This is a genomic window from Streptomyces ficellus (assembly GCF_030406405.1).
In the GTDB taxonomy this organism is placed as follows: Bacteria; Actinomycetota; Actinomycetes; order Streptomycetales; family Streptomycetaceae; genus Streptomyces; species Streptomyces ficellus_B.
Window position 1 is genome coordinate 34,395 of sequence record NZ_JAUEPL010000039.1, and the last position, 13,867, is coordinate 48,261.

At 70.0% G+C, this 13,867-nt stretch carries 11 protein-coding genes; 3 read left to right on the forward strand and 8 right to left on the reverse strand.

Annotated elements, in window-relative coordinates:
- Positions 1–267: 267 nt before the first annotated feature.
- The 5 genes from QWM81_RS22790 to QWM81_RS22810 form a co-directional block, all read right to left on the reverse strand.
- Positions 268–1,701 carry a flotillin family protein gene (locus tag QWM81_RS22790; RefSeq protein WP_290114145.1) on the reverse strand — a complete coding sequence of 478 codons (1,434 nt, stop codon included), beginning with the start codon at positions 1,699–1,701 and terminating at the stop codon, positions 268–270.
- A gap of 46 nt (positions 1,702–1,747) precedes the next feature.
- Positions 1,748–2,254 carry an NfeD C-terminal domain-containing protein gene (locus QWM81_RS22795; protein ID WP_290114146.1) on the reverse strand — a complete coding sequence of 169 codons (507 nt, stop codon included), beginning with the start codon at positions 2,252–2,254 and terminating at the stop codon, positions 1,748–1,750.
- Positions 2,255–2,308: 54 nt separating this feature from the next.
- Positions 2,309–3,589 (reverse strand): cation:proton antiporter, encoded by a 1,281-nt coding sequence (locus tag QWM81_RS22800; protein WP_290114147.1) that lies wholly within the window; start codon positions 3,587–3,589, stop codon positions 2,309–2,311.
- Between the two features lie 211 nt (positions 3,590–3,800).
- The gene (gene amaB / locus QWM81_RS22805; protein WP_290114148.1) at positions 3,801–5,330 is read right to left on the reverse strand and encodes an L-piperidine-6-carboxylate dehydrogenase; all 1,530 of its coding nucleotides are present in this window, start codon (positions 5,328–5,330) and stop codon (positions 3,801–3,803) included.
- A gap of 211 nt (positions 5,331–5,541) precedes the next feature.
- Complete coding sequence (locus QWM81_RS22810; RefSeq protein ID WP_290114149.1) at positions 5,542–6,717, reverse strand: NAD(P)/FAD-dependent oxidoreductase; 1,176 nt, start codon at positions 6,715–6,717, stop codon at positions 5,542–5,544.
- A gap of 187 nt (positions 6,718–6,904) precedes the next feature.
- Between QWM81_RS22810 and QWM81_RS22815 the strand changes: the two genes are divergently transcribed.
- Positions 6,905–7,249, forward strand: a complete 345-nt coding sequence (locus QWM81_RS22815; RefSeq protein WP_290114186.1) for a LysR substrate-binding domain-containing protein — start codon at positions 6,905–6,907, stop codon at positions 7,247–7,249.
- Between the two features lie 145 nt (positions 7,250–7,394).
- Here QWM81_RS22815 and QWM81_RS22820 read toward each other — a convergent pair whose 3' ends face one another.
- From QWM81_RS22820 to QWM81_RS22830, 3 genes are all read right to left on the reverse strand, one after another.
- Positions 7,395–7,922 (reverse strand): DUF2613 family protein, encoded by a 528-nt coding sequence (locus QWM81_RS22820; protein ID WP_290114150.1) that lies wholly within the window; start codon positions 7,920–7,922, stop codon positions 7,395–7,397.
- A complete protein-coding gene (locus tag QWM81_RS22825) occupies positions 7,915–8,358 on the reverse strand; it encodes a MarR family winged helix-turn-helix transcriptional regulator (RefSeq protein ID WP_290114151.1) in 444 nt (147 codons plus the stop codon). Before QWM81_RS22825 ends, QWM81_RS22820 begins: the two co-directional genes overlap by 8 nt.
- A 105-nt stretch (positions 8,359–8,463) precedes the next feature.
- Entirely contained in the window at positions 8,464–10,017 is a 1,554-nt protein-coding gene (locus QWM81_RS22830; RefSeq protein WP_290114152.1) for an alpha/beta hydrolase, read from the reverse strand.
- A 360-nt stretch (positions 10,018–10,377) separates the two neighbouring features.
- Between QWM81_RS22830 and QWM81_RS22835 the strand changes: the two genes are divergently transcribed.
- Positions 10,378–13,281, forward strand: coding sequence for an FAD-binding and (Fe-S)-binding domain-containing protein (locus tag QWM81_RS22835; protein ID WP_435372428.1), 2,904 nt, complete (start codon positions 10,378–10,380; stop codon positions 13,279–13,281).
- Between the two features lie 336 nt (positions 13,282–13,617).
- Positions 13,618–13,767: a hypothetical protein gene (locus QWM81_RS22840; protein WP_290114154.1), complete on the forward strand. Its 150-nt coding sequence runs from the start codon at positions 13,618–13,620 to the stop codon at positions 13,765–13,767.
- The last annotated feature ends 100 nt before the right edge of the window (positions 13,768–13,867 follow it).

A 13,867-nucleotide genomic window follows, 5' to 3' on the forward strand; every position in this document is an offset into this window, starting at 1 on the left:
ACGTGCGTGACGCTCGTAGCGGTCCCTCGTTGGCCACATCCCGACGAGCCGGGCGCTGACTACGGCGGTCTGCGGGATGCTGCCAGGTGGGAGAAGCTGCGGCTGCGCTGATCGCACGTGCGGGTGGCCCGGCTCGTACGCGGTCGGTCGAGTGGAAGGGGGTGGGGCGTGGCGCCCGCGCTCCCTGCCAGCGGCACGTCGGCGTACGCCACACCCCTCCCCCTCCCCCGGCTCAGCATCGGCGTCCCCCGCCCGCCCGGGCCGTTCTCAGCCGGTGACGGCGATCCTGCCGTCGTCGGAGGGCCGGTCGGCGGGCGTGACCGCCGCTTCCCTGCCCTTTCCGGTGATGCCGTGCAGCATCTGCGTCAGGTCGACTCCGGTGGCGGCGCTGAGCAGTTCGATGCCCTGCGTCACGTTGTTGGCGACCGTGCGCGGCAGCTGGCCGGCGCCGTCGGTGGAGATCACGGTCATCTTGTCGATGGCGCTGAGCGGTTCGGCGGCCTTCGCGACGACCTGGGGCAGGATCTCGACCAGCATCTGGATGACGGCGGCATCGCCGTACTGGGCGAAGGCGTCGGCCTTCTTGCGCATCGCCTCGGCCTCGGCGGAGCCCCGGGCGGCGATGGCCGCGGCCTGGGCCTCGCCCTCGATGCGTACGGCGTCGGCGAGTGCGGCGCGGTGCGCCTTCTCGCCCTCACCGGTGAGGCGGGCGCGCTGGGCTTCTGCCTCGGCTTCCTTGACCTGGGCGATACGGCGGGCCTCGGCCTCCTGCTCGGCCCGGTAGCGGGCGGCGTCGGCGGGCTTGCGGACCTGGGTGTCGAGTTCGCGGTCGGTGAGCGCGGCCTGCCGTACGGCGACCTTCTCCTGCTGGCTGAGGATCTCCTGCTGGCGGTCGGCCTCGGCGAGCGGTCCGGCGGCCGCGGCCTTCGCGGCGGCCTCGTCCGTCTCGGCCTTGATCTCGGCCTGCTTGAGCGCGAAGGTCCGCTGCGCGATCGCTATCTCTTCCTCGGCCTTCAGCCGGGCCTGCTCGGACGCCCGGCGGGCGACGGCCTCGGCGATGTCGGCCTCCTGCTTGGCGCGGGCGGCCTCGGGCCGGCCCAGGTCCTCCAGGTAGGAGCCCTCGGTGGTGATGTCCTGGATCTGGAAGGCGTCCAGCACCAGACCCTGCCCCGACAGGCTGGCCTCGGCCTCTTCGGCGACCTGGCCGGCGAAGGCGGCCCGGTCGCGGATGATGTCCTCGACCGACATCCGGCCGACGATGGAGCGCAGCGCGCCCGACAGCACTTCCTGGGTGAAGCCGACGATGCCGTCCTGCTGCATCAGGAACCGCTGGGCGGCGGCCCGGATGGAGTCCTCGGTGCCGCCGACCTTGACGATCGCGACACCTTCCAGGTTGGCCTTCACTCCGCGCAGGGTCACCGCGCCGCGCACGGCGACGGGGATGTGCCGGGAGGAGAGGTCAAGGGTGAACTTCTGCTGGACGAAGGGGACGACGAAGACGCCACCGCCGACGACGACCTTCTGGCCGCTGTTGTCGGTGAACACCCGGCCGGTGTCCGGATCGGTGGACTTCTTGCCACGGCGCCCGGTGATGATGAACGCCTCGCTGGGTCCGGCGACCTTGTAGCGGGTGATGACGACGAGGGCGAGCAGCACCATCAGCACGACGATGCCCACCACAGCGGTGAGTACAGGGCTCATATTTCACATTCCCTTGTGTAGAGAAAAAAGAGGTCGGAAGCGGCGGTCAACGTGTGACGGGCCTGACCGAAACGGATGTGGAGGACAGGACGGAATCGACCCAGACTTCGGTACCGCGTGCGACCGGAGTGGCGCTCTTCGCGGCGTACTTGACCGGCTGCCCGCCGAGGTGGAGCAGCACCTCGCCATAGCCCGACGCCGGGATCGCGGTGACCACCGAGCCGGAGGTGCCCACGAGGTCGTCACCTCGAGGTGCCTCATCCGTCCGGCCTCGCATGAGGGCACCACTCAAACGCCAGGTCAGCCAGGCCGCCCCGATGCCGGCGAGGACGCCGACGCCGGCCGCTCCGGCGGCCCCGAGCCCGGTGGCCCCGAGCGTGATCGCCCCGGCGAAGCCGAGCATCGACATGAATCCCGCGATCACGGGCAGGGACAGCAAGCCGTCCAGCCCACCGCCGAACCCGTCGAACACTCCCTCCAGCAGCCCGTCGAAGAGCAGCGCCAGGACGAGCAACACGAGTCCCGCGACGCCGAGACCGAGAAACCATCCCATTTCGTTATTCCTCACGGTTGGCGGACATTGGACGGTCACCACTGTCCTCAGGAGTCAGCTGTCGCGGCGTGCGCCACTGACGGTTGGTCGGGTTTCGCGGTCGCCGCCGGTCGTGTCGCCCCCGGTCGCGTCGCCCCCGGTCGTGTCCCCCGAGGGGATGCCGGCGATGTCGTCAACGTCGAAGATGCGGGCGATGGGCACGTCGGTGCTGCTGTGGGCGATGATCGAGAAGGCGATGCACACGGCGATGAGGGTGTATGCCTCCTCGCCCTGCGGAATCCCGGATTGGAGCACGAGCAGCCCGTACACGACCGAGGCGAAGCCCTTGGGGCCGAACCAGGCGGCTACGAGCTTCTCGCGACGGTCGAAGCGCGTGCCGATCAGTGAGATCAGCATGGATGCCGGACGGATCAGCACGATCGCCAGAATCACGGCGATGTACCCGCCGATCGACAGGTCACCGAACAACTGGGGTGTCAGCAGGGCCCCGAACACCAGCAGCGCGGCGAACTTCGCCAGCTCCGCCAGCGCCTCCCCGAGCGGCTCGAACGCCGTCTTCGCCTCGGCCGACACCGCGGTGAACACAGCGCCGGCCGAGAAGGCGGCGAGGTAGGGGTTGGCGTGTGTGAGGTGGCATGCCGCGTACAGCAGGACGGCGGTGGCCAGCGGCAGCAGCGGCTGCAACTTCGGCTCGGCACCGAGGAGGTGGAACCGTACGAGACCGTTGACGACGAGCGGCAGCACGATACCGAAGGCCAGGCCCAGCGCCAGTTCCAGCCCGATCTTTCCCAGTGAGGATTCCGCGTGACCGGCTGTGGGCCCTGCGGCGGCGATGAGGATGAGCACGACCGGCAGGGCGAGTCCGTCGTTGATACCGCTTTCGATGTTGAGCAACTGCCGGAGCTTGGCGGGGACTTCCTTGCGGCCCACGATCGCCGAGGCGAAGACCGGGTCCGTGGGAGCCAGGACCGCGCCGACGAGGAAGGACGTCGTCCAGTCCAGACCCACCAGGTAGTGGGTGGTCAGGGCCATGCCGACGAAGGCGATCGGCATGCCGAGCCCGAGCGCCCTGGCCGGGTTCTTCCAGTTCTCCCGCAGCTTGGGGAACGAGACATGCATGCCGTCGGTGAACAGCACCGCGAAGAGGGCCAGATCGGCAGTGACCGAGACGATCTCACTGTCCGGGGTGATGTGGATGAGGCCCAGGAAGCCGTCGCTGACCAGCGCGCCACCGACGAGGAAGAGAAATGAGGTGGACAGGACCGTCCGCGCCGCAAGACCCGACAGCAGCACGGCGATGAGCAGCGCGGCACCGAAGACGGCGACGAGCACCATGAGAAGATCCCCCGATCGGCAAAGACACGTGTCCTGTATCGCCGACCAGGCTTCCCGGCACTCCGCTTGCGACCTTACACGCTCCCTACGCCTTATTGACAGGTCCTTGACTCCCAGCGGCTGTCGCCCACCGCGCGGGGCCGACCGTCCCCGTTCCGTGTGCGCCGGCACGGGGACGGTCAGTCGCGCTGGTGGTGGATGAGGCGCGGGTCTAGAGGAAGCTGACGTTCTGGGCGAGGGCGAGCTTGCCGGAGTAGTTGATGGTGTTGGTGGCCGGGCGCATGTAGGCGCGCCAGGCGTCGGAGCCGGACTCGCGGCCGCCGCCGGTCTCCTTCTCCCCGCCGAAGGCGCCGCCGATCTCGGCGCCGGAGGTGCCGATGTTGACGTTGGCGATGCCGCAGTCGGAGCCCTCGGAGGAGAGGAAGAGTTCGGCTTCGTGCTGGTCACGGGTGAAGATGCTGGAGGACAGGCCCTGCGGGACGTCGTTGTGCAGGGCGATGGCCTCTTCGAAGGCGTCGTAGGTCAGTACGTAGAGAATGGGCGCGAAGGTCTCCTCCCTGACGACGTCGGTCTGTTCGTCCACGCGGAGGAGGACCGGCTCGACGTAGGCGGCCTGCGGTGCGGCGTCCGCCAGACGCCGGCTGCCGCCCGCGAGGATCTTGCCGCCCTGTGCCTGGGCCCGGGCGACGGCGTCCTGCATGCCGTCGAGGGCCGTGCTGGAGATGAGCGGTCCGACGAGGGTCTTCCGGTCGAACGGGTCGCCGATGGGGAGCTTGGCGTACGCGGCCGTCAGACGCGCGACGAGCGTGTCGGCGATGTCGCGGTGGACGATGAGGCGGCGCAGGGAGGTGCAGCGCTGTCCCGCGGTGCCGGCGGCGGCGAACACGATGCCCTGGACCGCGAGGTCGAGATCGGCGGAGGGAGCGACGACGGCCGCGTTGTTGCCGCCGAGCTCCAGCAGGCTGCGCCCGAACCGGGCCGCGACACGCGGGCCGACGTCGCGGCCCATACGGGTGGAGCCGGTGGCGCTGATGAGCGCGACGCGCGGGTCGTCCACGAGCTTCTCGCCGACGGTGCGGTCGCCCAGCACCAGACGGTGTACGTCGCGGGGGGCGCCGACCTCGCCGGCCGCCTGGGCCAGCAGGCGGTCGCAGGCCAGCGAGATGAGCGGGGTCAGCTCGGACGGTTTCCAGATCACGGTGTCCCCGCAGACCAGCGCCACGGCGGTGTTCCACGACCAGACGGCGGCGGGGAAGTTGAACGCGGAGATGACGCCGACGACGCCGAGGGGGTGCCAGGTCTCGGCGAGGCGGTGACCGGGCCGCTCGGAGGCGATGGTGCGGCCGTAGAGCTGGCGGGACAGGCCGACCGCGAAGTCACAGATGTCGATCATCTCCTGGACCTCACCGAGCGCCTCGGAGCGGATCTTGCCCGCTTCGATGGTGATGAGGTCGGCCAGGTCGCTCTTGTGGTCGCGCAGCAACTCGCCCAGCCGGCGGACGAGTTCACCGCGGCGGGGCGCCGGCGTGGTGCGCCAGGTGAGGAACGCCTCGCGGGTGGCGGCGATGGCTTCCTCGGTGTCGGCGGCGGTCGCGGCGGTCAGGCCGAAGAGGTTCTCGCCGGTGATGGGGGTGCGGGCATGGAGGTCGGCGCCGTCCGGGACGGTGGCGCCGACGCGCTCCAGACTCGTACGGGCCCGGGTGCGCAGGTCCTCGGTGGTGGGCAGGGTGGTGCTGACCATGATGCTCCCTTGAGGGGTGAGGGGTGAGGGGTGAGGGGTGAGGGTGAAGTGTGAGGCGGTTGGGCCGGCGGGGTCAGTCCGGCGCGCCGTCGAGTTCCAGTTCCGGGCGACGTGGAATGGGCGATGGTGCGCCTTCGTGCCGGCTCCTCGTAGAAGCCACCGGGTGCATGCCCATGGCCCCGAAGACAGGCCGGGACCTCCCGCGTGCATGTCACACCACGTGGGCTTCGGGCCGGACGCCGGCGCCGGACCGGAAGCGGTCGGCGCTGAGCGGGGAGATGTCGACGAACGGGGTGCGGCCCAGATACAGGTCGCGCACGATCTCGCCCACGGCGGGGGCCTGGAGGAAGCCGTGGCCGGAGAACCCGGTGGCGTACAGGAAGTTGTCCAGTTCGCCGGAGCGTCCGATGAGCGCGTTGTGGTCCGGGGTGACCTCGTACAGTCCTGCCCAGCCGCCGGCGGTCTCCATGTCGGCCAGGGCGGGGGCGCGGTGCCGTACGACGTCCCGGAAGAGTGCGAGCCATTCGGGGGTCCAGGTGGTGTCGAAGCCGTCCGGCTGGTCCGGGTCGGCGAGGCCGAACAGCAGCCCGTCGTCGCTGTTGTGGAAGTAGGCCGACGAGGCGAAGTCGATGGTGAAGGGAATGCGAGGCGCCGGGGGTGTCAGCGGCTCGGTGAAGGCGACCTGACGGCGCACCGCCCGTACGGGCAGGTCGACGCCGGCCATGTCGCCAATCTGTCCCGACCAGGCGCCAGCCGCACAGATGACGGTGGAGCAGGAGATAAGGCCCTGGTCGGTGTGCACGGCCGTGACACGGTCGCCGGTTGTGTCGATGCCGGTGACCGTGGTGTGCGTGGCGAAGGTGACGCCGGCCCGGGAGGCGGCGCCGGCGTATCCCCTGACGACCAGGCCGGGGCGGGCGTGGCCGTCGGTGGGTGAGTGGACGGCGGCCACGAGGCCCTCGGTACGGATGTACGGACACAGCCGGCGGGCCTCGTCGGGGCTGATCATGCGGCTGGGGACGTCCAGATCGTTCTGGAGCCGGACGCTGATCTCGAAGTCGGCGGCCTGCCGGGCGCTGGTGAGCAGGAAGAGATAGCCGACGCTGTCGAGGCGGATGTCGGCACCTGGGCGGTGCGGGAAGTCCCGGTAGGCGCGGAGACTCCGGCTGCCGAGCTCGATGTTGAGCGGGTCGGAGAACTGGGCGCGCACTCCGCCGATCGGCTTGCCCGAGCTGCCGCAGCCGAGTTCGCCGCGCTCGACCACGACGATGTCGCGCACCCCTGCCTCGGCCAGGTGGAACGCGATGCCGACACCCATCACGCCGCCGCCGATGATCACGACATCGGCGGTCCGGGGAACGGTGCGGAAGGTGGATGAGGTGGACAAGAGGCCGTCCCTTCCCGGGGCCGACGCCTCAGGCGGAGGACATCCGTCCGGGCGTGGCATGGGCTGTCAGTGGCGTGACGGAGAGCGCTGATCAGCTGCCTGTCCGTCATCGTGCAGCAACCTGACCGTTGGCGTCCATGACCAGTTGGCGGGTTTGATCTGGGCGAGTTCCCAGCTGCGCTCCCTGGTGGAGCTGACCAGGCGCTGGGCTGTACGCCCGGCGGGGTGTCGCAGCAGATCACCCGGGTCTCGGCGGGTACGCGCGGCCCATCCGCGTCTGGCCGTACGCAGTCGCGACATGGACGTGGACGAGCTGTACGACTCCGTCGCCTCCGGCGGTGTGGACCTCGCCCTGGGCCTGGACTATCCGGACGTACCCATCCCTCGCGAGCCGGCCCTGCGGGTGATGCGGCTGTACCAAGAGCGGTTCTCGCTCGCGGTGCCGGCCGAGGCGATGGACGGCCGATCATGCACGCCCCGCCGACACGCTCGCGAGGACGAGCGGCTCGCTAGCGCTCCGAAAGGCGTATGACCAGGCCGGCTCACCCGGAAGGCAGCACGACGGGGCGAGCCCCCGGCGACTCGACCGGACCAGCTTGCGCAAGCCGCCTCATCATGGCTCCGGACGTGCTGCTGCGTCCGAGCTCAGAGTGCGCACGTGTCGACGGGCCGCCGGTTCAATGGCCGGGCTTGGCGTGCCCGCCGTGGTCGCCGAGCTGGGCCTCGAACCAGTTGTGCAGGGCATCGACCAGCCGGGGGTCGTCCGTGGCGTAGGTCAAGATGGCTCCGTCCGCGCGCTCCCCGTACCGCACCTCGAAGCGGTCATAGCCGTCCTGGAGCTCGGCGAGGCCGGGCATGTCCGCGCCGTGGATCCGAGCCGGGTCTGAGAAGTCACCCCGGCTGAACGCCTGGGCCTCCTTTCGCAGATGCGCGCGTATCAGGTCGACCTGCTCGGCATCGCCGCGCCGGTCGGCGACGACTTCCTGGATTCCGCCCGTTGCCGTGGGCGTGAAGTGGTGCGTGGTCTGTTCGAGGTCGAAGGGCATCACGCTCTGGCCCCGCTCGGCCACCGCCTTCTGCCGGTCTGTCTGCCGGTCGTCCGGGTCCTGCTGTGATCCGCCGGCCACCAGGGCCACAGCCACCGCCGCGCCGACGACGGCCGCAGCCGCACCCGCGCCCAGGGCCCGGCGACTGCCGTTACTCACCCAGTGCCTCCACCATGACGTCCAGGGCGTGCAGTACGCCCGCTCTTTCCTGATCCGGGATCGATTCAAGTAGTCGGGAGAACCGCTCCCGTCGTGCGTCGTCGAGGTTCTGCGCAGCTCGCCGTCCCGAGGAGGTGAGTCGCAGTACGACGCCCCGTCCGTCCTCGGGTGCCGGGACGCGTTCCAGCCAGCCGCGGGCGGACAACTGCCCGACCAGTCGGCTCACGGTGCTCTTCTGGAGCCGCAGCCGACGGCTCAGTTCCACCTGCCGCAGTTCCCCTTCCTGCGCCAGCTCGCCCAGGGCATGCGCCTCGGAGACGGGGATCGCCTGGCCACAGGGGGTTGTTTCCGGCTGGTGCAGCCCGAAGGCGCGGATGAAATTCCCCAGTGCCTTCTGGAGGACAACCGGGTCATCGGTCCTGCGATCCTTCGACATGGTTCGACTGTACAACCAGAAGGTTCGGCAGCACAACCACTCGCCCTATAGCTCGGCCTTGAGGCGCGACGGACAGCGGCTTGGCCGGCCGTTGGCTGCGCTGGTTCAGTCGCTCGGTGTGGTGCTTGGGCCGGCGATGCCGCGTGCCCGGTCATGACAGGTCTTGCCACGGGGCGGCAGGGTGCCCTTGATCAGGTAGTCGTCGACGGCGTTTCTCGTGCAGGAGCCCATGGTGTAGAAGCCGTGTCCACCCGAAACATTGACCACCAGGCGCGCCTTGGCAAGCTGGCCTTCCACGCTCCTGGCCCACTGCGCGGGTGTGGCGGCGTCGAAGGAGTTCTGCACGAGCAGGATCTCCGGCGCTCCCTCGGTCTCCAGTGCCCGGCCGGCGTTGGGCAGGGACTTGGCAGGCCAGTAGACACAGGCGTTTCGCACCACGACGAAGATGTCCGCGAACACCGGCGCGACCTTGGACAGTTCCTCGTTGGCTTCGGCCACCGCTTGCGCGGTGCGCTGATCGGGGCGCAGGTGCAGGCAGCGCACTGCGTTGTTGCTCTGAGACACCCACTGCTGGTCGCCCTCTGCGGCGGGCTCGTCCCGGAGGAGCTCCGTCAGCGGTGCCATGTCACCCCTGAACGCGGCGCCGAGATTCTGAGCGAGCTGGGGCCACTGCTCCTCGTGGAACATTGCGGACATGAGCATGCCGACGACGCTCAGACCGGTGATCGGCTCGTTCCCGTTCGCCTGCAGCGGCTTGGCGTTGAGCTGGGTGACCAGGTCGTCGATCTTCTTCAGAGCGGCGCTGCGGCTGCTGCCCATGGGGCAGTTCTCGCGGTCGACGCAGCTTTGGACGAAGACCTTGAGCGCGGTCTCGAAGGCCACCGCCTCGGTCGCACTGTCTCCCGGCCACACGGTGGGGTCGACGACCGAGTCCAGCACCATCCGCCCGGTTCTGGTGGGGAACTGATCAGCGTAGAACTGGCCCAACAGGGTCCCGTAGGACACCCCGTAGAAGTTCAGCTTGTCGTCGCCGAGGGCGGCCCGCACGACGTCGAGGTCCCTGGCCGCGTTGTCGGTGCCCACGACGGGCAGCAGGTCGCCCGCTCGCTTCTTGCAGACCTCGGCGAGGGCCTTGCCGAAGGCAGGCGATTCCGCACCCGTCTTGCGTTCCAGGTCAGCCTGCTCCCGCCGCGTCTGGCAGTGCACTTCGCTGCTCTCGCCGACGCCGCGCGGGTCCATGCCCACGATGTCGTAGCGCGCCCGCACGCCAGGACTGAAATCAGCCCCGGAGCCGTAAAGGTAGTCCAGTCCTGACGCCCCGGGGCCGCCGGGATTGGTCAGCAGCGACCCGATCCGCTTCTTGCTGTCGGTGGCGGCAAGACGGTTGAGGGCAATTTTGATCGTCTTGCCATCCGGGCGGGAGTAATCCAGCGGCACCTCGACGGCAGCGCATTCGAACCGCAGTGAGTCCGGTACCGAGTCAGGCACCTCATCAGCCGGGCACGCGCGCCACGTGACCTTCTGCCCGTGAAACGCACTCATGCCCTCACGCGGCACCTGCGGCGCTCCTCCCGGTGCCGGCGAACCGGTGGCACCGCTGCACCCGGCAGCCAGAGCACAAACCATGGCCATACTGGTCGCTCGCAGGATCACACGCATTGGAACACCTTGTCTCCCAAGTGCCTCACCGCGGGCTCATGGCTGCCATCGCCTGCAGTCCGCGCGTCCAGGCGCGGCGGCGGTTCTCAACGCGATGCTAAGAGCCGAACACCAATCCGGCCTGCCCAGCCACCCAACCGGCGCACCCACGTCTGTACCGCGGCATGCGACCACTGCTTACCATCGCCGAACCTGACCAGGTCAGACCAAGAAGAACAAGCTAAGTACTTTTTGCTTCTTTACCGTCAATCCTTTCGATCTGCTCGTCCTTGTGGGATGTGCCGCCCGACCCGCATCGTGAGGTGGACCAGGTCGAACGTGACCGGCGAGCACCGAGGAGCGAGCACAGTGACCACGACCATGCGGGACGTCGGCAGCCTCGATGCGGCAGCTCTGACCGAGGCCCTTCGCCGAGGGGACTGCGGCGAGGTCGCCGGTGACGCCGGCCGCCGGGCGCAGTACTCGGCCGACGCCTCCAACTACCGTCGCGTCCCGCTCGCCGTGGTGTTCCCGCGCGAGCGGCAGCACGTCCTCAACGTGATCGCCGTCTGCCGCCGTCTGGGGGTGCCGGTCACCTCGCGCGGTGCCGGCACCAGCACCTCCGGCCAGGCGCTCGGGCCGGGCGTGGTCCTGGACTTCTCCCGTTACTTCAACCGGCTGCTCGCGCTGGACCCGCGGGCCGGGACCGCCACGGTGCAGCCGGGCATCGTGCTGGACGACCTGCAAAGGGCCGCCTCCGGCCACGGCCTGCTGTTCGGCGCCGACCCGTCCACCCACAGCCGCTGCACACTCGGCGGCATGATCGGCAACAACGCCTGCGGATCGCACTCGGTGGCCTGGGGGCGTACGGCCGACAGCGTCCTGCAACTCGAAGTGGTCACCTACCGGGGCACGGTGCTCCGGCTCGGCGAGATGACCCAGCAGGAGATCGAGGAGGCCATCGCCGCAGGCGGCGACCGCGGGCGGCTGATCGGCTCCCTGTACCGGCTGGCGCAGAGCAACCTGGCCGTGCTGCGCACCGGGCTGGGGCGGTTTCCGCGGCAGGTGTCGGGTTATGCGCTGGAACACCTACTGCCGGAGCACCGGTTCAACCTCGCCCGAGCCCTCGTCGGCAGTGAGGGAACGCTGGCCGTGGTGCTCTCGGCGACCGTCCGCCTGATCTCCCCGCCGCCCGCACGCGCTCTGGTCGTCCTCGGCTTCCAGGATGCCTGCGCCGCCGCCGACGCCGTACCCGCCCTGCTCAAGCACCGGCTGCTGGCGCTGGAGGGGCTCGACCACGCGCTCACCGACATCGTCACCCGCCCGGAGACCCGGGCCGCGATCGACACCCTGCCGGCCGCGCCGGCGTGGCTGTTCGCGGAGCTGGGAGGCGCGTGCGACGAGCTGCCCTCGCGTGCCACGGCACTTGCCGAGACCGCCCGGCAGGCCGCCGGTTTCACCGGCAGCGAGGTCATCACCGATCCCGCGCGCGCCCAGCGGCTGTGGCGCATCCGCGAGGACGGAGCGGGCCTGGCCACCCGCCTGCCGGACGGCAGCGAGGCCTGGCCGGGGTGGGAGGACGCAGCCGTCCCGCCCGGCCAACTCGGCTCGTACCTTCGGCGATTCACGCGACTGCTCAAGCAGTACGGCCTTCAAGGTGCCGTCTACGGGCACTTCGGCGAGGGCTGCCTGCACGTCCGTATCAACTTCGACTTCACCACCGAACAGGGCACCGCCGTCTTCCGCGCCTTCGTCACCGACGCCGCGAAGCTCGTCGCGGCGCACGGCGGCTCGCTGTCCGGCGAACACGGCGACGGCCAGGCCCGCTCCGAGCTACTGCCCCTGATGTACGGGCCGGATGTCATCAGCCTGTTCGAGGAGTTCAAGAACATCTGGGACCCCGACAACGGCCTCAACCCCAGCATGATCGTGCGCCCGCTGCCCATCGACGGCAACCTCCGGGTCAGCCCGCACCGCACCCCGCTGCCCCTGGCTCGTCCGGCGACGGGCTTCTCCTTCCGCGCCGACGACGGAGACTTCGCCAAGGCCACCCGCCGCTGCGTCGGCGTCGGCAAGTGCCGCACCGCCGCCCACCGCGGCGACGTCATGTGCCCCAGCTACCGGGTCACGATGGACGAGAAGGACTCCACCCGCGGCCGCGCCCGCCTGCTGTACGAGATGACCCAGGGTGAGGTGATCACCGACGGGTGGCGGTCCACCGAAGTCCGCGACGCGCTGGACCTGTGTCTTGCCTGCAAGGGATGCGGCGCCGACTGCCCTGTCGGTGTGGACGTGGCCACGTACAAGTCGGAGTTCCTGCACCACCACTACAAGAGGCGCATCCGGCCCCTCTCGCACTACACCATGGGCTGGCTGCCGCTGCTGTCACGGCCGGCGGCCCGGATGCCGCGGCTGGTCAACGCCCTTACCTCCTCCCGTCTGGCGCCGCTCGTCAAGCGGCTCGGCGGTATCGCCTCCCAGCGCGAGATTCCGCGTTTCGCGGACGAGACCTTCCTGACGTGGTTCCGCCGCCGCACAGCGCGGGGGGAGGGCCCGCGGGGGCCGGTGATGCTGTGGGTGGACTCCTTCAACAACCACTTCACCCCCGAGGTGCTCAAGGCCGGGGTCGCCGTGCTGGAGAACGCCGGCTTCCGTGTCCGGGTCCCGGACGGTACGCAGTGCTGCGGGCTGACCTGGATCACCACCGGACAGCTCGGCGTCGCCCGCCGCATCGCCCAGCGCGCCACCGCCGCCCTCGCCCCGGCGGTCGCCGGCGGCGTCCCGGTCGTGGGCCTGGAACCCAGCTGCACGGCGACCCTCAAGACCGATCTGCCCGAACTCCTCCATGGCGACGACGACGCCCGCGGCCTCGCGCGGGCAACCGTCACGCTCGCCGAACTCCTCGTCCACCACGCCCCCGACTGGGAGCCCCCGCGGACCGAAGCCCAGTCGATCAGCCAGACCCACTGCCACCAGCACGCCACGTCCGGCTTCGGCGCCGACGCCGAACTGCTGCACCGCATGGGCATCGACAACACCCAGCTCGCCTCCGGCTGCTGCGGCCTCGCCGGGAACTTCGGCTTCGAACGCGGCCACTACGACGTCTCCGTCGCCGCGGGCGAGCAGGTCCTGCTCCCCGCGGTGCGCTCGGCCGCCCCCAGCACGCACGTGCTCGCGGACGGCTTCAGCTGCCGCACCCAGATCGCCCAGCGGACCGACCGCACCGGCACCCATCTCGCGCAGCTCATCGCCCGCGCCCTGCCCCCGGCCGACACCTCGGCCTGAGCCCCCGCCACTTCCTCTCCCTCCGACGAGGAACACTCCCGTGGCTGACGCACCTCTCGCTCATCGAGGACCGGGGCCCCAAGGAGATCGTCGTCGTCTCCCACCGGCGCACCGGCAGGAACGGCATCCCGGTCATCGACAACACCGCCCGAGGCGTCGGCAAGGACGGGACCCGCATGAGCCCCATGACCCACCGACGAGGTGGTCCGAGTGTCCTCCGCGCCACGGCGCCGCCACAGCGGCGCTCGCCTCGCGCCAGGCAGGGGCCAAGGGCACGCTGGTGGTACAGGTGCGTGCCGGCGACGGACGCGTTCCCACCCCGGAGGTGAGCTCGCCATGACAGTCTTCCTGGCTCTGGTTCTCCTGGCCGTCATCCTGGGACTCATCGGCGCCGTGGTGAAAGGTTTGGGCTATCTGCTGGCCATCGGCATCGTGGTCTTCGTGCTCGCCTTGGCATTGCTGTTCACGCGCTCCCGCCGCAGGTGAGGAGAGCGGCGGATTCGCTCGTGTTCCGCCCGTCGAGCCGACCCTGTGACAGTCGCCGTGCCTGCCGCCTCGGCGCGCGGGCCCTACTGATCCCGTGGCG

Coding starts and splice junctions, on each gene's coding strand:
- QWM81_RS22790 (WP_290114145.1), bottom strand. CDS start 1,701: ATGAGCCCTGTACTCACCGCTGTGGTGGGCATCGTCGTGCTGATGGTG.
- QWM81_RS22795 (WP_290114146.1), bottom strand. CDS start 2,254: ATGGGATGGTTTCTCGGTCTCGGCGTCGCGGGACTCGTGTTGCTCGTC.
- QWM81_RS22800 (WP_290114147.1), bottom strand. CDS start 3,589: ATGGTGCTCGTCGCCGTCTTCGGTGCCGCGCTGCTCATCGCCGTGCTG.
- amaB (WP_290114148.1), bottom strand. CDS start 5,330: ATGGTCAGCACCACCCTGCCCACCACCGAGGACCTGCGCACCCGGGCC.
- QWM81_RS22825 (WP_290114151.1), bottom strand. CDS start 8,358: ATGTCGAAGGATCGCAGGACCGATGACCCGGTTGTCCTCCAGAAGGCA.
- QWM81_RS22830 (WP_290114152.1), bottom strand. CDS start 10,017: ATGCGTGTGATCCTGCGAGCGACCAGTATGGCCATGGTTTGTGCTCTG.
- QWM81_RS22835 (WP_435372428.1), top strand. CDS start 10,378: ATGCGGGACGTCGGCAGCCTCGATGCGGCAGCTCTGACCGAGGCCCTT.
- QWM81_RS22840 (WP_290114154.1), top strand. CDS start 13,618: ATGACAGTCTTCCTGGCTCTGGTTCTCCTGGCCGTCATCCTGGGACTC.